This window comes from Pseudomonas sp. FG86 (assembly GCF_057808775.1).
In genome coordinates, this window is the sequence record NZ_JBMDIS010000038.1 from 39,501 (window position 1) to 62,598 (window position 23,098).

25 protein-coding genes and 1 pseudogene are annotated in these 23,098 nt (G+C 60.4%); 17 read left to right on the top strand and 9 right to left on the bottom strand.

All coding sequences use genetic code 11. From position 1 onward, the window contains the following. The first annotated feature begins 76 nt into the window (after window positions 1-76). Window positions 77-490, top strand: a complete 414-nt coding sequence (locus ACODSV_RS21925; protein ID WP_223817798.1) for a hypothetical protein — start codon at window positions 77-79, stop codon at window positions 488-490. After that, window positions 477-878: a hypothetical protein gene (locus tag ACODSV_RS21930; protein ID WP_024074966.1), complete on the top strand. Its 402-nt coding sequence runs from the start codon at window positions 477-479 to the stop codon at window positions 876-878. Before ACODSV_RS21925 ends, ACODSV_RS21930 begins: the two co-directional genes overlap by 14 nt. On the opposite strand, the pseudogene ACODSV_RS21935 reads toward ACODSV_RS21930, so the two are convergent. Both ACODSV_RS21935 and ACODSV_RS21940 read right to left on the bottom strand, forming a co-directional pair. After that, window positions 852-1,162: pseudogene (locus ACODSV_RS21935) on the bottom strand (DUF3363 domain-containing protein); the annotation flags it as partial. The gene ACODSV_RS21930 and the pseudogene ACODSV_RS21935 overlap by 27 nt on opposite strands. A 219-nt stretch (window positions 1,163-1,381) precedes the next feature. Beyond that, the gene (locus tag ACODSV_RS21940; protein ID WP_150053800.1) at window positions 1,382-1,792 is read right to left on the bottom strand and encodes a hypothetical protein; all 411 of its coding nucleotides are present in this window, start codon (window positions 1,790-1,792) and stop codon (window positions 1,382-1,384) included. A 263-nt stretch (window positions 1,793-2,055) separates the two neighbouring features. Between ACODSV_RS21940 and ACODSV_RS21945 the strand changes: the two genes are divergently transcribed. Then, complete coding sequence (locus ACODSV_RS21945) at window positions 2,056-2,451, top strand: hypothetical protein (RefSeq protein ID WP_150053799.1); 396 nt, start codon at window positions 2,056-2,058, stop codon at window positions 2,449-2,451. 226 nt (window positions 2,452-2,677) lie between these two features. Continuing rightward, window positions 2,678-3,391, top strand: a complete 714-nt coding sequence (locus ACODSV_RS21950; RefSeq protein ID WP_150053798.1) for a class I SAM-dependent methyltransferase — start codon at window positions 2,678-2,680, stop codon at window positions 3,389-3,391. Between the two features lie 239 nt (window positions 3,392-3,630). Here the strand turns inward: ACODSV_RS21950 and ACODSV_RS21955 are convergent, their stop codons facing one another. Further along, complete coding sequence (locus tag ACODSV_RS21955) at window positions 3,631-4,845, bottom strand: MFS transporter (protein WP_150053797.1); 1,215 nt, start codon at window positions 4,843-4,845, stop codon at window positions 3,631-3,633. 98 nt (window positions 4,846-4,943) lie between these two features. Between ACODSV_RS21955 and ACODSV_RS21960 the strand changes: the two genes are divergently transcribed. After that, a complete protein-coding gene (locus ACODSV_RS21960; protein ID WP_069076396.1) occupies window positions 4,944-5,894 on the top strand; it encodes a LysR family transcriptional regulator in 951 nt (316 codons plus the stop codon). 28 nt (window positions 5,895-5,922) lie between these two features. Here ACODSV_RS21960 and ACODSV_RS21965 read toward each other — a convergent pair whose 3' ends face one another. The 4 genes from ACODSV_RS21965 to ACODSV_RS21980 all read right to left on the bottom strand — a co-directional run bounded on the left by ACODSV_RS21965 (window position 5,923) and on the right by ACODSV_RS21980 (window position 9,652). Continuing rightward, window positions 5,923-6,786, bottom strand: coding sequence for an NmrA family NAD(P)-binding protein (locus ACODSV_RS21965; protein WP_150053812.1), 864 nt, complete (start codon window positions 6,784-6,786; stop codon window positions 5,923-5,925). A 175-nt stretch (window positions 6,787-6,961) separates the two neighbouring features. Continuing rightward, complete coding sequence (locus ACODSV_RS21970) at window positions 6,962-7,933, bottom strand: LysR family transcriptional regulator (RefSeq protein ID WP_024074972.1); 972 nt, start codon at window positions 7,931-7,933, stop codon at window positions 6,962-6,964. A 180-nt stretch (window positions 7,934-8,113) separates the two neighbouring features. Further along, a complete protein-coding gene (locus tag ACODSV_RS21975) occupies window positions 8,114-8,707 on the bottom strand; it encodes a LysE family translocator (RefSeq protein ID WP_150053796.1) in 594 nt (197 codons plus the stop codon). Window positions 8,708-8,815: 108 nt separating this feature from the next. After that, the gene (locus ACODSV_RS21980) at window positions 8,816-9,652 is read right to left on the bottom strand and encodes an AraC family transcriptional regulator (RefSeq protein ID WP_069076395.1); all 837 of its coding nucleotides are present in this window, start codon (window positions 9,650-9,652) and stop codon (window positions 8,816-8,818) included. A 276-nt stretch (window positions 9,653-9,928) separates the two neighbouring features. Here ACODSV_RS21980 and ACODSV_RS21985 point away from each other — a divergent pair, with 276 nt between their 5' ends. From ACODSV_RS21985 to ACODSV_RS22010, 6 genes are all read left to right on the top strand, one after another. Beyond that, window positions 9,929-10,363, top strand: a complete 435-nt coding sequence (locus ACODSV_RS21985; RefSeq protein ID WP_150053795.1) for a GNAT family N-acetyltransferase — start codon at window positions 9,929-9,931, stop codon at window positions 10,361-10,363. Between the two features lie 12 nt (window positions 10,364-10,375). Then, window positions 10,376-10,846, top strand: coding sequence for a GNAT family N-acetyltransferase (locus tag ACODSV_RS21990; protein ID WP_150053794.1), 471 nt, complete (start codon window positions 10,376-10,378; stop codon window positions 10,844-10,846). 191 nt (window positions 10,847-11,037) lie between these two features. Next, window positions 11,038-11,367 (top strand): DHCW motif cupin fold protein, encoded by a 330-nt coding sequence (locus ACODSV_RS21995; protein ID WP_150053793.1) that lies wholly within the window; start codon window positions 11,038-11,040, stop codon window positions 11,365-11,367. Window positions 11,368-11,507: 140 nt separating this feature from the next. Beyond that, a complete protein-coding gene (locus ACODSV_RS22000; RefSeq protein ID WP_454843832.1) occupies window positions 11,508-13,091 on the top strand; it encodes a ShlB/FhaC/HecB family hemolysin secretion/activation protein in 1,584 nt (527 codons plus the stop codon). A 7-nt stretch (window positions 13,092-13,098) separates the two neighbouring features. After that, the gene (locus ACODSV_RS22005) at window positions 13,099-14,988 is read left to right on the top strand and encodes a two-partner secretion domain-containing protein (protein WP_223817797.1); all 1,890 of its coding nucleotides are present in this window, start codon (window positions 13,099-13,101) and stop codon (window positions 14,986-14,988) included. Beyond that, a complete protein-coding gene (locus ACODSV_RS22010; RefSeq protein WP_150053791.1) occupies window positions 14,957-15,883 on the top strand; it encodes an iron dicitrate transport regulator FecR in 927 nt (308 codons plus the stop codon). Before ACODSV_RS22005 ends, ACODSV_RS22010 begins: the two co-directional genes overlap by 32 nt. A 24-nt stretch (window positions 15,884-15,907) precedes the next feature. Here ACODSV_RS22010 and ACODSV_RS22015 read toward each other — a convergent pair whose 3' ends face one another. Further along, window positions 15,908-16,375 (bottom strand): copper chaperone PCu(A)C, encoded by a 468-nt coding sequence (locus ACODSV_RS22015; protein WP_150053790.1) that lies wholly within the window; start codon window positions 16,373-16,375, stop codon window positions 15,908-15,910. Then, entirely contained in the window at window positions 16,375-16,980 is a 606-nt protein-coding gene (locus ACODSV_RS22020) for an SCO family protein (protein ID WP_024074981.1), read from the bottom strand. Before ACODSV_RS22020 ends, ACODSV_RS22015 begins: the two co-directional genes overlap by 1 nt. 181 nt (window positions 16,981-17,161) lie before the next feature. Between ACODSV_RS22020 and ACODSV_RS22025 the strand changes: the two genes are divergently transcribed. The 6 genes from ACODSV_RS22025 to hemN all read left to right on the top strand — a co-directional run bounded on the left by ACODSV_RS22025 (window position 17,162) and on the right by hemN (window position 23,020). Continuing rightward, window positions 17,162-17,545 carry a DUF2946 domain-containing protein gene (locus ACODSV_RS22025; RefSeq protein ID WP_024074982.1) on the top strand — a complete coding sequence of 128 codons (384 nt, stop codon included), beginning with the start codon at window positions 17,162-17,164 and terminating at the stop codon, window positions 17,543-17,545. Between the two features lie 62 nt (window positions 17,546-17,607). Beyond that, window positions 17,608-18,153, top strand: coding sequence for a putative natural product biosynthesis protein (locus ACODSV_RS22030; RefSeq protein WP_024074983.1), 546 nt, complete (start codon window positions 17,608-17,610; stop codon window positions 18,151-18,153). Window positions 18,154-18,382: 229 nt separating this feature from the next. Then, on the top strand, window positions 18,383-19,699 hold the full coding sequence (locus ACODSV_RS22035; RefSeq protein ID WP_069076387.1) for an OprD family outer membrane porin: 1,317 nt from the start codon (window positions 18,383-18,385) through the stop codon (window positions 19,697-19,699). Between the two features lie 95 nt (window positions 19,700-19,794). Further along, on the top strand, window positions 19,795-20,238 hold the full coding sequence (locus ACODSV_RS22040; RefSeq protein WP_024074985.1) for a membrane protein: 444 nt from the start codon (window positions 19,795-19,797) through the stop codon (window positions 20,236-20,238). A gap of 90 nt (window positions 20,239-20,328) precedes the next feature. Further along, complete coding sequence (locus ACODSV_RS22045) at window positions 20,329-21,648, top strand: oxygen-independent coproporphyrinogen III oxidase (protein WP_150053788.1); 1,320 nt, start codon at window positions 20,329-20,331, stop codon at window positions 21,646-21,648. Further along, window positions 21,635-23,020, top strand: a complete 1,386-nt coding sequence (hemN, locus tag ACODSV_RS22050; RefSeq protein ID WP_150053787.1) for an oxygen-independent coproporphyrinogen III oxidase — start codon at window positions 21,635-21,637, stop codon at window positions 23,018-23,020. Before ACODSV_RS22045 ends, hemN begins: the two co-directional genes overlap by 14 nt. The last annotated feature ends 78 nt before the right edge of the window (window positions 23,021-23,098 follow it).

Below are 23,098 nucleotides of genomic sequence, written 5' to 3' on the forward strand. Positions count from 1 at the left end.
ATACAACAGCCCATTGATTATCGAGAAAGCTCCTATGCCCCTTCAGCCTACCCTACACCCCGTCCAAGACCCGGCCGTGAACAACCCAAACAAAGTCGCCTTGTTTTGGCTGACGACAGCCGCTGGTGCCGTACTTTTTGTCACCTTCCAGTTATTTTTCTACGTAAACGACTTTGTGAGAGCGCACGGAGCGACACCGGCGATTACTTTTGAGCCCGATGTGCTTTGGATGTTTTCGGCATTCTATGGGTCTTGGATCGTGACGGTGCTTCTCGCGCTGATCGGAACGCGTAAGGCTCAGGGGGTTGCCCTGGTCCTCGGCAGTCTGCTTGTCGTCCTGAATACCCTCGGGGGAATCTCCGACGGGTTGCGCGACGGTTGGCACGTTGCCTTTTCGGCAGCGTTCTTCATTACGTTACCCGGTGTATTCGCCATTGCGGCCACCTGGCGTTGCATCAAAAGCAAAGGAAACGGCCATGTCGATGAATAGTTCTGACTTCCCATTGGTCTGGATGAACCTTACGCAAGAACCCGGACATGATCACCAGAAGGACTTCGACGAATTCGAGGCCAATTTGCAGCGCGGGGAACCCTTCGTACTTTTGACCGATACCGTACCTGCAGAAGACCATGAGCACTCGCCGGAAGAAAAGAAGCGCACCGCGCTCTGGATGAAAAAGCACAAGGTTGAATTGCGAAAGTTGGTTCTGGCAATGATCCTGGTTGAAACCCACTCCGCAAAACGTCTTGGTTACAAGGCATTTGCGGTCGTTTTTGCCAAGTTCTGGGGTTACCCTCTGCTTCTTGCTGCTTCACGTGAGCAGGCAATCGAAATGGCAAGAGAACTGCTCTCAAAGGATGGAAAGCCATCTCACTGATGGTCCCCGCTGGCGTCCGATTTTCGATGAAACTCTGCTGCCGCGCACCGTCTCGGCGAGCTGCTGCCCTAACCGTTGCCCGATCGCCGGCTTCCACCACACCAGCGAGAACCCCACGCCTACTGGCCGAGCATGACGCGACGCCAGTAGATGCCGGCCACGCGCAGCCCATCCGACTTCGGGCGGTGCTCCAGGCCGGTTTCGATGGCAATCTCCCTGGCTGGCTGCGCCAGCTCCCGATTGCGCAGAGTTCCCGGCAAATTCCGGGCGAGGATCACCTGCTGCACGCCCCATTCTCCGCTCTCGAATTTCTCTATTTCTAAGAACAGTGTTCGGTGCAGCGAGTCGTTCCAGTTTTTGTAGGGCCGTGATGACCGCTTTTGGCCGATAGTTGCCTGTCGCGGCAGGCTCAAAACGACCCAAAGCCGACACCAGTTGCTGGAAGCAGTCGGCGCAAAGCGGCTTCAGATCAACAATGGGATCTCAGCTTCTGTGATTCACACCTACAAGCCGCATAGAATTTCGCGTCTCATCTGGAGAGCAATTGCTGCGAAGCCCTTTCCAGTGCCACGCTTGCGGGGCGCATAGTCTTGATTAGCAGAAACATCCTCCCATTGAATCACCGACTCCACGTACCTATGAGTGCTATCGGTTTCAATTTCAAACTCTATGAACCGCTCTGTGTGAGTGAGCAAAAGACCATAAAGGCTTGGCATTCCGGGAAAGTCGACTTCAAGGTCGAGTACGACGGTTTCTGACCATCTAATGCCTTTCGACTCGCCATAGTTTTTTAAGGCGAGGGGAATCCCTCTTGCCAACCAAGCTTTGGCGGTTACCATGAGTCCGTGTGCCACAAGAGCATTTTGCTCTTGCACGTTCAGTTGCCGCTTTTTTAGCAGACGGTCAATGTCCACTTCAATCTCCTCAAAAATCGTCGCTTCCAGAATGACGATGACCTATCAAACGCGCAACGACTCAGGCGATTCCCATCTCCACGCTGCTACCCGGTCCGCACGGGGCGTAGCGACGTTCCGATGTCTTTACCGAAAGACGTCTTTTGACCCGAAGCGGCCGCTCATGAGTGGCTTCTGCCGTCCACAAAACGGACTCCAAAAACGTCTACGAAACCCGGGGCGATTCACCGATACTGCTGTGTGCGATATCAGGAGGAACAGCATTGATAAAAGGCATCAATTTGCAGGTACTTATCACAGTGGACGAAGCCCGACTGCTCGGTACACCAGCAGATTTCAACACCGTTTCGCGAGCTATTCGAAAATGTAAGGTGGGTACGAGCATCCACCTGCCGCTGAGAGGTAGCCAGTCACAAAGTAATTCATTGGAAATCAGGTGTACCAACGATTCCTTTGCTATTGGCCACAGGGAGGGTGCGCTGTTCATTGCTTACCCGGAAAAGCTACGAGGTCGACTGTCTCCGTGTTTCGCAATGCCTGCCGAAACCTTCTCGGGATCGATTTTTTTCATCAATACCTCAGAAATTGAATTTCTTCATGACTTGGCTGAAGGGTCATTGAAAATGGTTCTGCAAGTCGGGGATCCTGATCAATGTTGACCCTATGTTCGGATAGTCGCTTTGAACCGTAAGTGGATGAGGTCAAAGGGCAGCTACTGGCCGATTGTTACCTGTCGCGAACGACTGCTCCGCCGCTTGGCTGACTGTCGCTTGGACGATACCTGAGCGCGCTGGCATTCCTTGTGGGAATGTAGCTCATAAAATTAATGAATTTTTATTATCGCTCTTTATGGCCTAAGTTGATTCAAGGACAGGGAGAACCGCCTTGAAATCACCCATTAACTCAGTTGAAAAGTTTGATAATGCTCGGGCTAGTGAATACGGACGACAGAGCCGTATCGCACTGGCAGGTTATGACGCCTGTCAGGACCTGGTGGCGTGCATGCTCGCGGCAAGCCTTGGAAATAGGCGCTCGGCAAAAATACTGGTAGTCGGCGCTGGCGGTACGGCGCAGGAGATCATCGCGATGGCCAGGCTTGAGCCAGGCTGGCGCTTCACCGCCGTTGATCCATCTGAATCGATGCTGGAAACCGCGAAACAGCAGTTAGCCGTCAACAACATGCTTGAAAGAACGGACGTGCACCTTGGGCACGTTGAAGACTTGGTCGCAGATGAGTCCTACGACGCAGCCACGTTGATCGGTGTACTCCATCATCTCGATGGGGATGATGCCAAGGGAGACATTCTGCGATCCATTCGGGCTCGTCTGAAACCGGGGGCTCCGCTGATTGTCGCCGGCAATCAATATGCCTATGCCAGCCAGCCGTTGCTCCTCGCCGCCTGGGGGCAACGTTGGCGGCAGCACGGAGCCAGTCCGGATGAAGTGAAAGTCAAACTTGGGAAAATTCTTCAAGGCGCTGACCCTCCACATTCTGAGGCGGCTGTTCAGAAGCTTTTGCATGATGCGGGTTTTGGGGACGCTACCCGTTTTTTCAGCAGTCTTTTCTGGGGGGCCTGGTTAACGTGTAGAACGGTCTGAACGGCGAGCTGAGTGGCAGCTCTTGGCCGGAAGGCAGCCTTTCACAGCGTGCAGAAATCGCCCCATGGTTAACCGCCTTAATCGGCAGAAACCGTTCACGTGCAGTCATCACGAGGGCGAGCGCGGAAGTTCATTGAAGGGATCGCCCTCAAACCAAGGTGAGCATCGAGGCCAAATCAAATGAAACCTCAATGGCCATCTCTGCCCACCTGGGTAAATCCTCAACGCTTCAGCAATAGTTAACGCCTGAAAGCATGCCTCTTGGCTATCGAGACAATCAGCAGCCCCGGCAGCAGCAACGCCAACGCTACCCAGGGAATAGCGCTTGCTCCCCAGGTTTCCAAGAGAACGCCGCCGATCACACCACTGCCTGCAAACGCCAGGTTAAAGACGGTGACCAGCATTGATTGCGCAATATCCGCGCCGTCACCGGCAACATCAGCCAAGGCGGTTTGCAATAAGGTTGGCGCACCACCGAAGCTCATCCCCCATAAGACGATGCTGATATAGATCGCACTCGCGGGCAGGCCACCGAACCCAAGGGTAAACGCAACCAGGGTGAATGCTGTCAGGCTGAGCAATACCAGGCTCCGAAGCCTGCCATCAATCAGCGTGCCGATCATCCATAGACCGAACAAGGCTGCCATACCGAATAAAAGGAGGCCCCGATCTACCTGATCGGCCAATCCAACAGAAGCCAGGAACGCAGCAATATAGGTATAGAGGGTGTAATGGGCCAGGATCCAGAGCATGACCACCGCCAGCACGGGCCGCACCCCCGGGGTTTGCAAGACCTTGCGTAGCGGCAGGCGTTGATCGGAGCGTTGTCCGGGATAATCAGGCACTTTCAGATATATCCAGGCCATCAGCAAAAGGCTGAATCCTGAGAGCGTGCCGAATACGCAACGCCATCCCAGCAGTTTGCCGAGCCAGGCACCCAGCGGTACGCCCAGGGCAAGAGCCAAAGGGATGCCGAGCATGGCCAGCGCCATAGCGCGACCTTGCAGTTGTGGGATGACCAACCGTCTGGCGTAGCCGGCCAGCAGGCTCCAGGCCAGACCGGTTGCAATACCCACCATGAAGCGAGCAGCCAGCGTCAATGAAAACCAGGGCGACAGGGCCGTCACCGCATTACAGGCGCAAAACACCCCGACGGCCAGTAATAGCACCCAGCGCCGACGCCAACCCTGCAACGCGAGCGTCAAGGGAATAGCCGCCAACCCTGAGCCCAGGGCGCAGAGTGTCACCATCTGACCGGCCCACGCTTGCGACACACCAAATGCCTCGGCGATTTGCGGCAACAGTCCTGCTGGTACCGTTTCGTTGGCGGTGGCGATAAAGCTACCCATTGTCAGCGCCAACAGGGCCCCCAGTGGGAGACGCCCGGTAGTGAGGTATTCGGTATTACCTGAAGTCGTGAAAGAGCCATTTTCAAAGTGTGATTTGCCGGTCATGACCTGTGCTCAACGGGAGGGGAGGCATGAGTGTGATGAATTGCCACTGATTTGATAATTGGCCTACCATTTGATGAACTATCAAATTTGAATTGAATATGGCCACTGACCGATTGGGTGATATGCGTTTGTTTGTCGAGGCGGCGGCACTCGGCAGCTTGTCTGCCGCAGGACGCAAGCTGGCGCTGTCGCCAGCCGCGGCCAGCGCGCGTCTTATCAAGCTTGAGGCGGCGCTGCGCACCAAGTTGTTTGATCGCACAACGCGTCAGTTGCGCCTCACGGAAGAAGGTCGGTTTTATTTGCAACAGTGCTGGGTTGCATTGCGGGCTATCGATGAAGCGGAAGCGGGGCTTCAAGCCAGTCAAACAGAGGTGCGTGGCAAGGTACGGATATCCGCGTCTGCCGATTTTGGCCGCAATCTTTTGAATGACTGGCTTGAGGCATTCAGTTCATTGCACCCAGAACTGTACATCGCGCTGACGTTGTCGGATTCGGTGTCGAACCTGGTGCAGGACGATGTCGATCTGGCAATCCGGTTTGGACAGCCCCATGAAAGCTCGATGATCGCCAGGCAGTTGGCGCCCAACTGGCGAGTACTGTGCGCTTCGCCTGACTATCTGGCGCGATACGGTGAACCCCAGACTCCTGCTGACTTGGTTGACCACAAGTTCATCGTGCTGGTGACTTCCGCAGGCCCATTGAACACCTTTCACTTTGTGGTGGACGGGCAGGAATGGAACCACACCGTACCCATGAGCCAGGCATGGGAAACAAATGATGGCGCACTCGCGCGCGCATGGGCATTGGCCGGGCATGGCATCGCACGTAAGACCATTTGGGATGCCGCAGCCGATATCCGTGCGGGGCGACTGAAAGTCCTGTTGCCTGACTTTTGTGTCCGAGAGGCCGGCGTCTACGCGTTATTACACGGCAGTCGTTACCGGGTTCCCCGCGTGCGTGTATTGCTGGATTTCCTTATCGAGCATTTTGATCGCGCAACCCATGAGCTGTTGTTCGACCTTAAAGCACCTGATGCCAGGAGGTCGTAAGCCACGCCATATCAGATAAGTGTCACGGTCAAGTGCCAAGGTTCACCAGCTGGGTCAACACGGCAACTAGCGAAACACTGCCCTGAATTCGTTCGATATTGCCGCCCTCAAACGAGATCCACCCCTCATTGAAACCATCGAGCATGCGGATTCGAGCCAGCGGGTGCTGCATCCCTTGTGCGCGAAAGAGGTTGTCCCAGGTCTCTCTCGGCACTGCCTGAGCTTGAACAGAACGGCCCAGTATCAGGCTGAATGTAGCGGCAATGTCTTCAGGGCTCACGTGCTGCCCCTCCAGTTCGACAATGCGCTGGCCGTGCCAGGATTGCTGGATGAGTGCAGCGGCCGTCCGGCCGACGTCCGCTGTTGCGATCATGGGCACTGTTTTATCGAGTGGTTGCAGGAAGCTGTGGATCACCCCCTCATCTCGTGCCGTGGCCACGTCCCACAAGGCATTCTCCATGAACCAACCAGGGCGCAGGAACGTCACGGGAACATCAAGCTTGCTCAGGGCTTGTTCCATGAGCGTGCGTTGGGTAAGCAGGTTGGTGTTCACGGCTTGGGCACCGATGGTCGAAAGACAGACGACTCGCTGTGGCTGCGCCGTTGCGATGGCCTCGCTCACTGCCGCAATCACCGCTTTGGCCTCGGGGAAGTGCGGTTCGGGATCAAAATCCGACGGTGGCAGGATGAACACACCTTGGGCGCCTTTAAATGCCCGCGTCAGTGCGGCGGCGTCGTCCATTTCTGCAATGGCGATCTCGCAACCGAACGCTTCCCACGATTCAGCTTTGTGAGCGTCGCGCATCACGGCGCGAACGGGTTGCTTGTTTTCCAGCAGAGCACGGGCAAGTGCGCCGCCGACCTTGCCGGTGATTCCAGTGATTGCGTACATGATTGACCTGCCATCAATGAGTCCGAAGGGGATGCGCCACTGCATCTACGTACATCCATGTGCAGCAGCGATCTGACGGGGGCAGATTATCGAAGCCTGCATGATGACAGAATAGCCATCGAGTCAACTGAGTGATGACCTTAAGTCATGAATTGGCGGGCTCGCCTTCGTATTCTCAACCGACGTCTGTAACCACCTTGACTCGGGCTGTAGAACGAGCCCGATAGCTGTGCGCCGCAGGTTCGGACAGATCCAATACCTCTGTCACGAAATCGATGAATGCGCTGACCTTTGCAGGAGGCAGGTGGCGAGAGGGGTAGAGCGCGTACAGGTGAAAGCTCTCCCCCTGCCAATCTTGAAGTATCTCAACCAGGCTGTTGTCGGCCAGCAGGTCCTTGACCCCACTGGCCTTGACCCGCGCCACGCCTGCTCCGCCAACGCAGGCCGCGATAAGTGTGCTGGACTCATTCACCAGCAAGCGGCCGCTGGTACGCAGGGTGATCTTCTCGCCTGCCGACCCATACTCCCAATCCAATGGCAGGCCCGTCATGGCGCTTTTCATCTGGATACATGAGTGTCCTGCCAGATCGCCAGGTGTATTTGGGCGGCCACGTCGCTTGAGGTAGTCAGGGGAGGCCACGGTGACCGTTCGCGTGTCGAGCAGCCTGCGGGCCACCAACGATGATGAAGGTGGCTGACCGAACCGCACCGCGATATCGAAACCTTCGGCGACCAGGTCGCCGAGCTGATCGCGGACGGTGAGTTCGAGTTCAAGGTTAGGATGGCGCTGCAAAAACTTGTCGATGTGAGGCGCGAGCATTCGTCCTGCAAAGAATGCATCGACATTGACCCGCAAACGCCCTTGCACCGCCGTGGATGCGCCGGTCGCGAGCGTGACGGCATCACCAATGCCAGCCAGCAGGGGGCTGATTTGCGCGTAGAGCTGCCGACCTTCATCTGTCAGGGTGACTGAGCGCGTCGTCCGGTCAAACAAGCGAATGCCAATACTCGATTCCAGGCGAGTCACCGCACGGCTGACCCCTGAGGGCGACATGCCTAAAGCTTCGGCAGCCCGCGCAAAGCTGCCGCTATGCACGATGGCAGCCAGAACACTGATGTTAGCGAGCATGCGACCGTCGAAACTCATGATTTATTGGTGCTCAAAAGTCATCAAATATCTGGCTGTGTGGGCATTCTGTCAATACAGCGCTTTCTCTACCCGCTCCAAACGTTTTGTACCTTCAGGAGGGTTGCCAGGCGATGATTGTTCGGCAACTCCCGAGAAGGCAGCCAAGGAGAGAAAACAGATCCGTCCCCATTTCTGGACCTACACCAGCACGGTCAACCAGGCCGACACCAGCAGCAAAAAAGCCAGTGCAAAGTTCACGCGTTTGAAGGCCTGTGGTGAACCAAAAAACCGAGCACTGCCTACGCCGAGCAATGCCCACAGGGTCATGCACGGCAAGGATACCGACAGAAACACCAGCGACAACACCACCAGCCGCATGGTCTTGTCGCCGCCACTGGCAAACACGCTCGTCACCGCCACCGCCATCATCCAGACTTTGGGGTTGAGCAATTGCAGGGTGGCGGCACCGAACACGCTCAGGCCCTCGTCGCGCGGGGGCGGGTTCAGGGACGGCGGCGCGCTTTGAAAGATCTGCCAGGCCAGCCAACTCAACCAGAGCACCCCGGCCCAGGCCATCGCCTGCTGCACGCGGGGAAACCGCAGCAGCGTCTCGCCCACGCCAAGCCCGACTGCAAACACAATCAGCGCCGCCGCCACGCATGCGCCAAAAATGATCGGCAGCGTAGCGCCCAGCCCCCACCGCGAACTGTGGCTCAGCACCAGAATATTGGTTGGCCCCGGGGTGATCGAGGCCACGAACGCAAACAGCAGGAAAGGCAGCAACGACTCCATGGCTCAGGCTCCCTGAGGACGCATCGAAGACGCAGAAAAGAACAGCGGAAAAGACATGGCATGGACTCCTTGATCAGATAGGAGACCATGGTCGCGGGTCGGCTGGATTCAGTCTGGAAGGTTTGAGCAGCGCTTACGGTAGTCCGCTGGCGTGAGCTGGTAGGCACGGCGGAACCAGCGCCCCATATGGCTTTGATCGGAGAATCCGAGCGCACTGGCTACCTGCGCCGGCGACTCGCCCCGCGCCAGCAGCTGCCGCGCCTTGGCCAGACGCAGCTGGATCAGATAAGCATGAGGCGCCAGCCCAAAGGCTGCCTTGAAGGCCCGCGTCAGGCGAAAGCGATCAACCCCACAGGCTTGAGCCAGATCATCCAGCCCAATGTCCTCGTAGACATGGGCATGCAGATAGTCACGCGCGACCTGGGCCACCAACGGCAGACGCGGATCGAAGGCCCGCCGCTTGCGCCAATCAAGGTGGCAAGTGAGCGACCCCAACAAGGTATCGATGGCGCTCTGGCGCACGATGCGCAAGTCACCCTCATGGAGCACGTGGAAGGCGTGATAAACGGCAGTGGCCAAGCCCGGCTCCTGGCTCAGGGTGTCGGCAAAGCCCGGTTGACTGTTGGCTGGCGCGTGCTCGAACAACCCATGCAACTCCCGTTCAAGCCAGTGCGGATCAAGGTAGAGCATGGAATAGGTAAACCCTTCCTCGGTCGGCGCATGCCCATCGTGGATTTCCCCCGGCTCCAGCATGAATACCTTGCCCGGCGTACTAAGATGGCGCACGCGTCGGCAATTGAACTGCTGCACCCCTTGTTCGGTGACCCCCACCAGAAAACTGTCATGCCAGTGCGGATCGTAGGCATGCCCCTGAAAATGGGCACGAATCGATTCAATCCCGGTATCGGCATCCTGGGACAGCTCAATCCAGTTGCGTTTATCCACGGAAGGCTCCAGATGTAGGGTTCAGCTTTGAACTGTGCGGGCGACTAAATTACCGTGCTTTTGAACAGGACGTTTAGAAGATTTGTGCGGGTTGATGCTGAGCCATGACTGCCTGAGCTGAAAAGGCCGAAAGCCGACCTTTCAGCACCGTGCCCGGCCATCGGTATTGTTGTCCGGGGAGGGCGGTATCCGCTCGAAATGGTTTATTCGAGCCGGTAGCGTCCTATCTCACCTGTCGCCATCACGAGTACACCCGATCCCAAAAGGTTTCGCACCATGCACACGATCCGCACCATGACGCCCTCCGACTACGCCGCCGTCCTTGCGCTGATGCAAGACACGCCCGGCATCTCCCTGCGTGAGGCCGACTCCCGCGAGGCCACCGAGCGCTATCTGGCGCGCAACCCCGGGCTGAGCTTTGTCGCTGAACATGAAGGCCGGTTGATCGGCTGTGTGATGTGCGGCCATGATGGGCGTCGCGGTTACCTGCAACATCTGCTGGTGCTGCCGGCCTATCGACGCCAGGGCATCGCGCAGGCGTTGACCCAGCGCTGCCTCAACGCACTGGAGGCACTGGGCATCTACAAATGCCACCTGGATGTATTCAAGACCAACACCCCTGCGGCCCAGTATTGGCAAGGCCAGGGCTGGCAATTGCGTACCGATATCGACCGTTACTCATTCACCCGGTCGGGCAATGAAAATGCATGAAGGAAGGACCCTATGCTGGAGATAAAACGCGCCACCCCAGATGACGCCGACGCCGCTTTTGATGTTCGCCGCGAAGCGATCCGGGGACACTGCATCGGCGCCTACACCGCCGAACAAATGGCGCTATGGACCCGTGGCACCGCCGAGGATGGCTACCGCGAATTGATGAGCAAGCCGTTTTACCTGGGCTGGTTGAATGGAAAACCGGTCGCCACCGGCATGCTCGACCTGACCAATCACGAAGTCGGCGCGTTGTTCGTGCTGCCGGGCTACACCGGACGGGGGTACGGCAAGGCGATGCTGGATTTCCTGGAGGGCCTGGCGAGGGAGCTGCACATCCAGGAAGTTGTGCTGGATGCCACGTTGAATGCCGCCAGTTTTTACCGGCAATGCGGTTACGTGGGGCAGGACCAGGCGGTCTACCACTCGCCATCGGGGTTGCAGCTGGCGTGTATCCCGATGGTCAAGCGATTGGTTTGCTGAACTCGTACCGTTCAGCTTTGTGGGAAGGATGAAAGCAGGGTCGATCAGCCTAAGCGCACGTCCAAGCAAACCGGCGCGGCGGGATGACAAGTACCCGCGCCTGTATCCCACAAAAGCCCGCGATCTGTGTCTATCGCGCCGGGTGTCAGTTGGATAGGGTCGAGCCACGTTAACTGACGACCGAGCCCACCATGGAACTCACTGCTGTCCCGTTTGGCACCACCGACGGGTCCACTGTCGAACCCGAACTTCACCCCGGTGTTACCGGCAATGCGGTATGGCGCACCCGCCACTTCGGCACCACCCGCGTGCGCTGGGTCGAATACAGCCCCGGCTACCTGGCCGATCACTGGTGCTGGCGCGGGCATGTGCTGCTGTGCCTCGAAGGCGAGTTGCACACGGCGTTGGAAGACGGCCGCCAGTTCACGCTGACGGCCGGGATGAGTTACCAGGTGGGCAATGACATGGAAGGGCATCGTTCATCCACCGCCACTGGGGCCAAGCTGTTTATTGTGGATTAAGCCTGCAAATCCCTCGAAAACATGGGGACTCTCTATCGCAGTGGCAATGTAGTGGCTACACTCTGCGCCGGGGCCCACCCCCTGCTGGCACTTAACGCAGCGTAAGACGTTTAAACCTCACGCTGCCTAAGGGCCAACCCATGATTGACCGTTTCATGCTGTTGCTGGTGCCCGCCTCATTGGCGGTGTGCACCTCGTTCGCAGTGGCCGCTGATAGCGAGCCGTTGTCGCCACGCTTCGATATCACCCGCTTTGAGGTGCGCGGTAATACGCTGCTGCCCGCCGACGCACTGGCGCAGAGTGTGGCGCCGTTCGTGGGGGCCCAGCGCGATTTCAGCGATGTGGCCAAGGCCCAGGAGGCGCTTGAAGGCGTCTTCCACCGACAAGGCTATCCACTGGTGCGCATCGACCTGCCTGAGCAGGAGTTGAACGGTGGTGTGGTAGTGCTGGACGTGGTGCAAGTGCGGATTGGCCAGGTGACGGTCACCGGCAACCAGCATTTCAGCACGGCCAACGTGCGCCAGTCGCTGTCGGCGCTGCAAGAGGGCACCTCGCCTGACCTGGCGGCGGTGTCCAAGAGCCTCAAGCTGGCCAACGAAAACCCGGCCAAGCAGACCGTGATGAAGCTCAAGACTGGCGCGGCCGCCGATACGGTGGACGCCGACGTGCAAGTCAGCGATGAGTCGCCATGGAGCGCTGCGCTGAACCTGGACAACAGTGGCTCCAAGGAAACCGGGCGCACCTACGTCGGTGCCGTGTTGCAGAACGCCAATATGTTCGGGCGCGACCAGGTGATGAGCCTGCAATACACCACCACCGTGGAGAAGCCCGAGCGTGTCAGTGTCTACGGCCTGGGCTACCACCTGCCGCTGTATGCGCTGGGCGACTCCCTGGACTTTTTCACCAGTTACTCGGATGTCGACAGCGGTACGGTGACGGCGGGCATCTTCGACCTGGCCGTCAGCGGCCGCGGCACGATCTTCGGCACGCGCTACAACCACAACCTGGCGACGGTGGGTAATTACCAATCCAAGCTGGTCTATGGCATCGACTACAAGGCCTATAAAAGCAGCCTGGAGCTGTTCGATGTGCAACTGGGCAACGACATCACCGTGCACCCCCTCAGCCTGGGTTACCAAGGCACCTGGGTGCGCCTGGATGGCGACGCGAATATCGGCCTGTCGCTGTTGCACAACATCCCCGGCGGGTCCAAGGGCCAACAGAGTGATTTCGACCTGGCGCGTGCCCATGCACGGGATGACTACACGGCATTGCGCTTTGCCATGAGCCTCACGCAGATCCTGCCGGCCGCCTGGCAGTTGCGCGCGGCGTTGAACGGCCAGTACACCAAGGATGCCCTGGTGCCCGGCGAGCAATTTGGCGCCGGCGGCGCGGCGTCGGTGCGTGGCTTCCGTGAGCGCGAGGTGAGCAACGACTCGGGTGTGGTCGGCAACCTCGAAGCCTACACGCCGCCGTTGTGCCTGGGGGGCAGTTGGCAGTGCCGCGCCCTGGCGTTCTACGACGCCGGCTACCTGACGCGTAACAACGCGCTGCCCGGTGAGTTCGAACACATCAGCCTGAGCAGCGCAGGCCTGGGTGTGCGCCTGATCTACCGACGCAACCTCAATCTGCAAATGGATTACGGCCATGCCTTGCACGCCGAAGCCAGTGATACCCAGCGCGGCGATGATCGCCTGCACGTCCGTCTCAGCCTGGCCTTTTGAGGGTGCCATGACAATCAAACCTACCTTGATGGCGCTGTCCCTGGCGATGGCAACCAGTGCGGTGGCGGCCCCGGTCAACCCGGTGATCGTCAACGGCCAGGTGACGTTTACCCAGGATGGCAACACCCTGACCGTCACCAACAGCCCCAATGCAATCATCAACTGGTCGAGCTTCTCCATCGCCCAGGGCGAGCTGGTGCGGTTTGTACAACAGAGCAGCAACAGCAGCGTGCTCAACCGTATCACCGGCCAGGACCCCAGCGTGATCCTCGGTACCTTGCAGTCCAACGGGCGGGTGTTTCTGATCAACCCCAACGGCATCGTGTTCGGTGCCGGGGCGCAGATCGATGTCGGCGGCCTGGTGGCGTCGAGCCTGGCGATTTCCAACGCGGACTTCCTCTCGGGCAACCGGCGTTTCTCCGCTGACGGGCCGGCTGGCCAGGTCAGCAACCAGGGCGCGATTACCACGCCGTCGGGGGGCCAGGTGTACCTGATCGCGCCGGATGTGAACAACACCGGCATCATCACCACGCCCCAGGGCGAGACGGTGCTGGCGGCGGGGCACTCGGTGCAGTTGGTGGACTCCACTAATCCAGGCATGCACGTGGTGGTGTCGGCGGATAAGGACCAGGCGCTGAACCTGGGCACCGTGATTGCCCAAGGCGGCACCATCGGCATCTACGGTGCACTGGTCAACCAGCGCGGCACGCTGAACGCCAACAGTGCCGTGGTCGGCGCCAACGGCAAGGTGGTGCTCAAGTCCAGCCGTACCACCTTGCTCGAAGCCGGTAGCAGCACCACCGCCACGGGCGTCGGGGGTGGTGGTGACATACACGTGCTGGGCGAGCAGGTCGGTGTGATGGGCAATGCGCGCATCGATGCCAGCGGCCAGCGCGGCGGTGGCCGTGTGCTGATTGGCGGTGACTACCAAGGCAAGAATCCGGCCATCCTGAACGCCAAACACAGTTATGTGAGCCAGGACGCGCGGATTTCCGCCGACGCCCTGGCCAGCGGCGATGGCGGCAAGATCATCGTATGGGGCAATGACACGACGCGGGTCTATGGCACGCTGTCGGCTCGCGGCGGCGCGGCCTCGGGCAACGGCGGCCTTGTCGAGACGTCCGGGCATTTCCTGGATGTGGCCGGCGCGCGGGTCGACACACGTGCGGCCCTCGGCACGGCGGGCTTCTGGCAGCTGGACCCGGCGAATATCCTGGTTACCTCGTTCCTGTCCGGCCCTTCGGCTTCACTGGGCGATGTGTCGGCTTTCGCCAATGCACCGGGCGCCGACAGTGAAATCGATGCCGACCTGCTGTCCAACGCGACCTCCAATGTGTTGTTGCAAGCCACCCACGACATCACGTTCTACACGGGGGTCAACAACACCAACAGCGGTGTCGGCCTCACGGCGCAGGCGGGTAACGACATTCATGTCAATTCGCTGATCCGGTTCAGCGGAGATATCACCCTGGCCGCCAACCATGACGGCGCCGGCACGGCCAGCGGCAGCGGGCGGGTGTTTACCGAGGGCGTGCCCACCGCTGGCGGGCGCTTGACGATCACTGACGTCGAGCGGCCGCCTGTCGAGCCCCCGAAGCCTGTCACAGTGCCGCCCAGCGCCGATATTTGTACGTTGGCGCCGAACTCGGCGTTGTGCCAGGTGCTGTCGCCACCCACGGCGAGAGAGCCGAACAACCCGGTGCAAATGGCAACGAATGAGGTCATCAAGACCGTGAACCGGTCGTCCTCCAGCGTTATGGATACTGTCTCCTCCGGTATTCCGGCTGAAAAAAGCCGGGGCCCCTCAGTACCCGCTAACAAGGCGGAAGGCAATACAGACGCTTCCACTGATCAGGGCAATAAACATGAACCCGCTAAAAAGCTGTACTGCAATTAACGCGTGGCTGTTGCTGGCGCTGCTGAGTGCAGCGACCTGGGTTCAGGCCGCCCCGCAGGCCGGTGTGGTGACGCATCTGAGCGGGCCGTTGTTCGTCAAGAAGCTCGACGGCAGCCTGCGCGTACTGGGTGAGCAGTCGTTGGTGGAAGTCGGCGATACCTTGTCGACCCAGGGCAAGGGCTATGCGCAAGTGCGCCTGCGCGATGACAGCCTGTTGACCCTGCAACCGGGTACCGTGCTCAGCGTGGACGCGTTTGCCTACGACGTGAATGTGCCTGGCGCCGATGCGGCGGTGTTCACCCTGAAACAGGGCGGGTTACGCTCGGACAGTGGGTTGCTCGGTAAGCGCAGCCAGGATCGCTCGACGTTGATGACGCCCCGAGGCCGTATCAACCTGCAATCGGCCAGCGTGGAGGTGTATTACCAGCCGACGGCAGGGGTGGCGACGCGAGCTTCGTCGCGGGTGAAAAGCCTGGCCATGGGGTTGGCCGCGTCGGCCGGACACGCTGACGACTCTTACAGCGCCGTCGTCGCTGCGGTTTCGGCACGCTATGTTTATCGCCTGGCCAATGTGCTGGCATCGGTCGAGTCATGGGCGGCGCAAGGAAAGGCATCGCTTGCGGCAGTGGTGCAAAAGGCTACGTCAGTGCTGCCACCCGGTTTATACGTGCACGTGCTCGACGGTCTGATCAATTTGACTAACGAGGGCGGTACGCAGGGTTTCAAGGCTGGCCAGTTCGGATTCACGTCGAGCTTTAGGGAACCTCCTGCGGTCTTGCCGAAGAACCCCGGTATTTCGTTCACCCTACCGCCCGCATTCAACCAATCCACGGGGCCGCAGGGCCCCGCGACCAACGCCAGCAAATCGAATAACGTTGATTGCGAGGTGCGCTAAGCCGGATGGACCCCGCTGAACCCATCAATGCATCTTGCTATGGTCCATGCCATCCAGCCCACGCGCCTTGGCCTGGACCTCGACGGTCTGCTTCTCGCCCTTGGCATTCTGCACCGTCAAGGTCAGCGGCACCTGGTCGCCTTCCTTGATCTGCCCGGTCAGGCCCATCAGCATCACGTGGTAACCGTCCGGGTCGAGCTTGACCGCCTGGCCCGCTGGCAGGGCCACCGAGTCCACCGGGCCCATGCGCATCACGTCGTCCTTCATGCTCATCTCATGGATCTGCACGTCCTTGGCCACCGGCGAGGCCACGCTGAGCAGCTTGCTGTCGCTGTCGGCGGTCACGGTCATGAACGCGCCGCTGGACGGTTGGCCCGGCACGGTGGCGCGTACCCAGGCGTCGGTGACTTGCACCTGGGCGCTGGCATGGGCGGCGAGACCCAGCAGGGTCAGGCCAAAGGTGAAGCGCTTGAGGTGTTGAACGGCAGTCATTAGCAGACCTCCATGACGGTGAGCAGGTCTTCTGCGCACTCTTTAGCGGTAAGGGATGCCTGCAGGCCCAGGCGCAGGTTGCCACGGGTATCGAACACGAAACTGGTGGCCGTGTGGGACAGGGTGTAGGTGTCGCCGGCCGGGATCTTTTCATAAAAAATCCCGAACTCCTTGGCGGCCACGGCGATTTCTTCCGGGGTGCCGTAGAGCGCTTCGAAGCTGGGGTCGAAGGCCTTGACGTATTTGTCGAGAATCTCGGGCGTGTCGCGTTCCGGGTCGAGGGTGATGAAGATCACCTGCATGATCTCGCCGTCGCGGCCCATCAGCTTCTTGGCCTGGGCGGCGCGGGCGAGGGTGGTCGGGCACACGGCCGGGCACTGGGTGAAACCGAAGAACACCACCGGCATCAGGCCACGGTAGGAACTGAGGGTGACGGTGTCGCCCTCGGTGTTCTTGAGCTTGAAGGTGCGGCCCATGATCTTGTCGCTCAAGTCCTTGCCGTACTTGAAGTTCAACTTGGGGCTGTTGTCACAACCGGCCAGCAGGCCCAGACCCAACAGGCCCATGCCGGTCAGGACCTTGCGGCGGGTGAATAACGTACTCATCAACGGTGCATCCTGTGAAACGCCCGCATTGCGCTAAGTCAACTCGGCAGGCTTTGAATAGGAGTAAACGAGGAGGGCGCCAAGTCTACCAACCCTGGCCAGCCCGCGTAATCTGCGACGTTCTGCCACAGGGGCATGCCGCGCTTCATCCTTTTGCGGCTCTGGTGGTAGAGTCGCCGCCATGAAATTGAGCCGCCCCGACCGTTCCCTGATTGTCTGGACCCTGTACTTCTGCGTGCTGATGAACCTGTTCGCGTGCGGTTTGGGCCATGGCCAGATGATGGGCCAGCAGCTCAATGGGATCGGTGGCGCGTTCTGTGGGGTGGACGGCAAACCGGCGCCACTTTCCGACAAAGGGCTGGGCGCGCCGTCTTCCAGCAACATCTCGAACTACTTTGCCTGCCCGGTGTGCAACGCTGTCACCGTCGCCCTGGTGTTCCTGATCGGCCTCGCCTGGCTACTGGGCCTCGGGCAAGCCCCGCGCCCGGCCCATGAGCGGCGCAACAAGGCGCCGCCGCGTTATTCCTGGCCCTCGGCCAACCCCCGCGCCTCTCCCGCCTTCTGACGTATGCCTTGGGCCTCCTGTGAACAGGGGGCGTTCGATCGTCACGACTGTGAGTGCGTTTCATGAATCATCACCTGCCTGCAGGCGCCAGTCGCCTGGTCAGCAAGGCATCGCGTCGCCTGCGTGCTGAACCCTTGCGGCCTGAATACCCAAGCAATGCCCGCTGTTTCGTGCACCTGGATGCACGCCTGTTGCCGTATTGGCACACCGTGTTCGACATCTGCCCGGCGCTGCTCAAGCTCGACCCGCCGGAGGGGCTGAACCTGTTTCGCAGCTTCATGACCTGGGCGTATCACAACCAGCCTCCCCAGGACTGGACGTGGCACCTGAATGTCTGCCGCTGGCTGCTGGGTTCGGCGTACCGCGGGCAGATTGACGAAGAGCCCATCGAAACCTTCATGGCGGCGGCTGCGGCGTGCTGGATCAACACGGATGACAGCCAGGCCCAGGGCGTGGTCCTGGGCTGGCAAGGCGTGCGCGTGTTCGACTGCAAAGGCTCCGCGCACGCCGGCTGCGAAGCGCCCGCGCTGGCGCCCCTGCCGTGGGACTTTGCCTGGTGCCCGCTGATGTCGCCGAAGGGTTTCAGCGCGTGGTTGCCGGTGCCCTGAGGAGCGGGCCCGGCCTGCCAGGGCGCCACTGGCTTCAGGCGGGGGCTCGATCAATGCGGGAGGGTTGGATTGTTACGTAAACGGAAAAAGTGATTGACGGTTTTAGCGGCTATTTCCCCGCCGCCCAACGCTATACCGTGCGCGCACCCGTTGGATGCAGCACCGCCCGAGCGACAAAGAACAGGGTTGGGCTGTGACGGGGTTGCCTCAATGACTTCCCGGAGCCTTCATGAAACACACCACTTGCCTGGCGCTCGCCGTTTCCCTCGGCGCGGCGCAACAGGCTGCTGCATCGGGTTTTATCGATGACAGCAAAGCCACCCTCGACCTGCGCAACTTCTATTACAACCAGGACACCCGTAACGCCAAGGCGCCCTCCGATAAGGAGTGGGGCCAGGCGTTCATGTTCAACTACCAGTCCGGTTTTACCGACGGGCCAGTAGGCTTGGGCCTTGACCTGCAAGCCATGTACGGCCTGCGCCTGGATGCCTCGGGCCGCGCCGGCAAGGCCGGTGAAGACAACACCCCCGGCAGCGTATTCCCACTGTCCGATGGCAAGGCCGCCAACGACTTCAGCAAGACCGGCGCCACCGGCAAGATGCGTATCTCACAGACCCAGTTCAAGGCCGGCACGCTGCTGCCCAAGTTGCCCGTGCTGACGACCGAAGACGGCCGGCTGTTGCCGCAGACCTTCCGTGGCTATCAGGTCGACTCCAAGGACCTCAAGGACTTCAACCTGGTCGCCGGTAAAATGGAGCAGGTGCTGGACCGCAACTCCAGCAACGGCCAGGGCATGTCCATCGCCGGGGCCAATGACCCGGCCAAGGGCAAGTTCAGCAACCAGTTCTACTACGGCGGGGCGGATTACGCCGTCAGCAAACAACTGCAAGTGCAGTACTACTACGCCAGCCTGGAGAATTTCTACCAGCAGCACTTCCTGGGCCTGATCCATAACTGGCAGTTGCCGGTGGGGCAGCTCAAGACCGACCTGCGCTATTTCTACAGCACGGCCGACGGCAAGAATGCCAGCGCCGCCGGGCGTGGCGAAGGCTATGTCAGTTCGGGGTACTACGGGGCGGGCGTCAATTCCGGCAAGGTCGACAACCGCCTGTGGAGCGCAATGGTGACCTATGGCTTGCACGGGCACTCCGTGGGCCTGGGCTATCAAAAGACCACTGGCGAAAGTGATTTTCCCCATATCAACCAGGGCCAGGGTCGTTCGCTGTACCTGATCACCAACGCCCAGTCGCTGAAGTTCGTCAATGCCGGCGAACAGGCCACGGTGGGCAACTACACCTACGACTTTACCGGCCTGGGCATTCCGGGGCTGAAGTCGAGCGTGACCTATATCCACGGCAGCAACATCCGCGCGGCGCGTCGCGACAACAGTGAGTGGGAGCGCGATTTGCGCGTCGACTACGTGATCCCCGTGGGGACGTTCAAAGGCCTGGGCCTGACCTGGCGCAGCGCGGTATTGCGCGGCAATGACACACCCGACAAGGATGAGACGCGCCTGATCGTCAGCTACAGCATCCCGCTGATGTAGGGCACGCAGGCGCAACGCTTGATCGGTATCAAGGCGGTGTCATTCACCCTCGCGCACACTGGGCTCCCCACGGCCGGTCCCTCTGCGAGGCCACCATGCTTTACCTCCTGTTGCTATTGGCCCACCTGTTCGCCGCGCTGATCTTTATCGGCACGGTGTTTTTCGAGGTGCTGATCCTGGGGCACCTGCACCGGCACCTGCCGATTCGGGTGATGGTGCTGGTGGAGCAGGGTGTCGCCCGGCGCGCCCGGGTGTTGATGCCGTGGGTGCTCTTGGTGCTGTTCGGTGCCGGGCTCGGCATGGTCTGGCTGCGTTACCTGCCAGTGCTGTCGGCACCGTTGGCGTCTGCCTTTGGCACATTGCTGACCCTCAAGCTGATCCTGGCCGCCAGCGTGCTCCTGCACTTTCTGGTGACGATGGCGCGGATGCGCCTGGGCACCGTCAGTGCGCGCTATAGCCGCGGGGTGCATCTGAGCCTGTTCGCGCACATGGTCGCGATCGTGCTGCTGGCCAAGAGTATGTTTTACCTGAGCTGGTAGACGTACGGGCCTGCGACCTTGATGCATATCAAGGTGCGCAACCAGGTCGCACCGGACAATGGCTCACCGTCGCCCGTACCGGAGTCTGTCATGCGCACCCACCTTCATCCCTCCCGCTTTCGTCACGATCAAGGCGTGTTGGACCTGGCCTGCCAGACGGACACCCGGCGCTTCCATGCCGGTGTCGGCTCCCTGGACCTGTTGCGCGCCTTGCGTGACAGCCGCCAGCGCCAACGGCCGCTGGCGTTGAACCTGCACTGGCCGGCGAGCGACCCAGGCGATGACTACCTGCACAGCCTGACCCAGGAAATCCAACTGATGGGTTGCCAGCTCGGCGCGCGCCAGCCGGTTGATCACTTTCACCTGCGCGGCACCACCCCGGCGCTGGCGCAGTTGCAAGCGTTGATGGCGCAGTTGCATGAGCGCTTCAACTTCCTCGACCACGACCGGGGCGACTACCGCATCGACCTCGACCCTTGGCACATGGACTGGGCCACCATGGGCCTGCTGCGCGAGCTGGGCTTCAACCACGCCAGCATCGGCGTGCCGGACGCCAATCGCGAAGGGCCTTTGCCCCAGGCGCGGTACCAGGACCCGGCGCCCATCGAATCGTTGGTCGATGCGGCGCGCACCTTCGGTTTTCGCTCGGTCAACATCGACCTCGGTTATGGGCATGCCTGGCAGACCCCGGCGAGTTTCGAGCAGAAACTCGCCAGCCTGATCACCCTGGAGCCGGACCGCTTGCAGGTGTTCGATTACGCCCACGCGCCTTCACGCTATCAAGCCCAGCGCCTCCAGCCGTTCTGCAGCGAGGCAGACAAGAGCGCCATGCGCCGCAGCAGCTTTGAACACCTGGCCGCCGCGGGCTATCACTACATTGGCCTGGGCCAGTTCGCCCGCGCCGATGATGACCTCAAGCAGGCCCAGGAGCGCGGGCGCCTGAGCCGTAACTGCGAAGGTTTTACCCTGCACGGTTATTGCGACCACGTCGGTTTCGGCCTGGGCGCCATCAGCCAGATCGACACCTTGTGTGCGCAGAACACCACCGATCCTCGCCAGTACCGCGAACAGTTGGGTAATGGCCAGCTCGCCACGAGCCGCGGCTGGTTTCGCGAGACCGCCGACCCGGTGCGCCTGCACGTCGCCGAACGCCTGGCCTGTGACCTTGAGTTGGATATCCGCGCGGTGGAGCATCGCTACGGCCTGGTGTTCGCGCGCTATTTCGCCAACCTGTGGCCGTTGCTGGAAGCCTTGCACCGCGACGGCCTGATCGAGCTGTCGCCGACATTCATTTGGCTGCTGCCGGCCGGCCTGCCGCACGTGGATGGCATCTGCGCCTTGTTCGAACGCGCCGTGCTCGCTACCCCGGTCAGTGCCAACGACGAGGTGATCGACCATGACAGCCTTTGAATTCGACCGCGCCCTGGTACACAAATACGACCGACCCGGGCCGCGCTACACCTCGTACCCCACCGCACCGCAATTCAACAGTGCCTTTGCCCTGGATGACTATCACCAGGCGGTGCGCGCCAGCCACCGGGTGGCCGCGCCCAAGGCGTTATCGGTGTATATCCATATCCCGTTCTGCCAGAGCCTTTGCTACTACTGCGGCTGCCACAAGATCATCACACGCAAGACCCACCGCGCCGTGGAGTACCTGGGCTACCTCAAGCGCGAGATCCGGATGCAAGGCGCGTTGTTCGAGCGCTCCCGGCGCTTGACCCAGTTGCACCTGGGGGGCGGTACGCCGACCTACCTGGACGACGCGCAACTGGCTGAGCTGATGGACTGCCTGGGGCAACATTTCACCCTGGATGACAGTGACGCCCATGAGTTCTCCATTGAGGTGGACCCACGCACCATCAGCGTCGAACGGATCGACACCCTGCGTCGCCTGGGTTTCAATCGCCTGAGTTTCGGCGTTCAGGATTTCGACCCCGACGTGCAGGCAGCCGTCAATCGCCAGCAAAGCGAAGCGCAGATCGTGCAACTGGTGGCGGCGGCCCGCGAGGCGCGCTTCAAGTCCGTGAGTGTCGACCTGATCTACGGCTTGCCCCTGCAAACCGTGGCCAGTTTCGATGTGACCCTGAGCAAACTGATCGCCCTGCGCCCTGACCGGGTGGCGGCCTACAGCTACGCGCACCTGCCCAGCCAGATCCGCGCCCAGCGCATGATCCGCCCCGAAGACATGCCACCCCCGACGCGCAAGCTGGAACTGTTGGAACTGACCATCCGCCGCCTTACCGAGGCCGGTTACGTCTACATCGGCATGGACCATTTTGCCTTGCCCGACGATGAGCTGGCATTGGCCCGCGCCAATGGCAGCCTGCAACGCAACTTCCAGGGCTACTCCACCCATGCCGATTGCGACCTGATCGGCCTGGGTGTATCGGCCATCGGCAAGGTGGGTGACAGCTACAGCCAGAGCGTCAAGGAACTGTCCCAGTACTACGCGCGAATCGATGCGGGCATGCTCCCGGTACAGCGCGGTTATCGGCTCAACCCCGATGACGTGCTGCGCCGCGAGGTGATCAATGGCCTGATGTGTGACGGCCGCGTCGATTTCGCCCGGGTCGAAGCCGCCCATGGCATTCGGTTCAACGAGTATTTTGCCGAGGCCATGACACAACTGGATGAGCAGGTGGAAGATGGGCTGTTGCTGATCCAGCACGATGCACTGCAACTGTTGCCCAAGGGCCAATTGATGGTGCGCAGCGTAGCCATGGCCTTCGACGCCTACCTCGGCGGCGCACACAAAGGCCAGTTCTCCCGCACGGTTTGAGCTAAGTGCTGTCGCGGCGATCGGAGTTGTGCCTGGTGTACTCGGTAAAAAATGTGGGAGGGGGCTTGCCCCCGATGA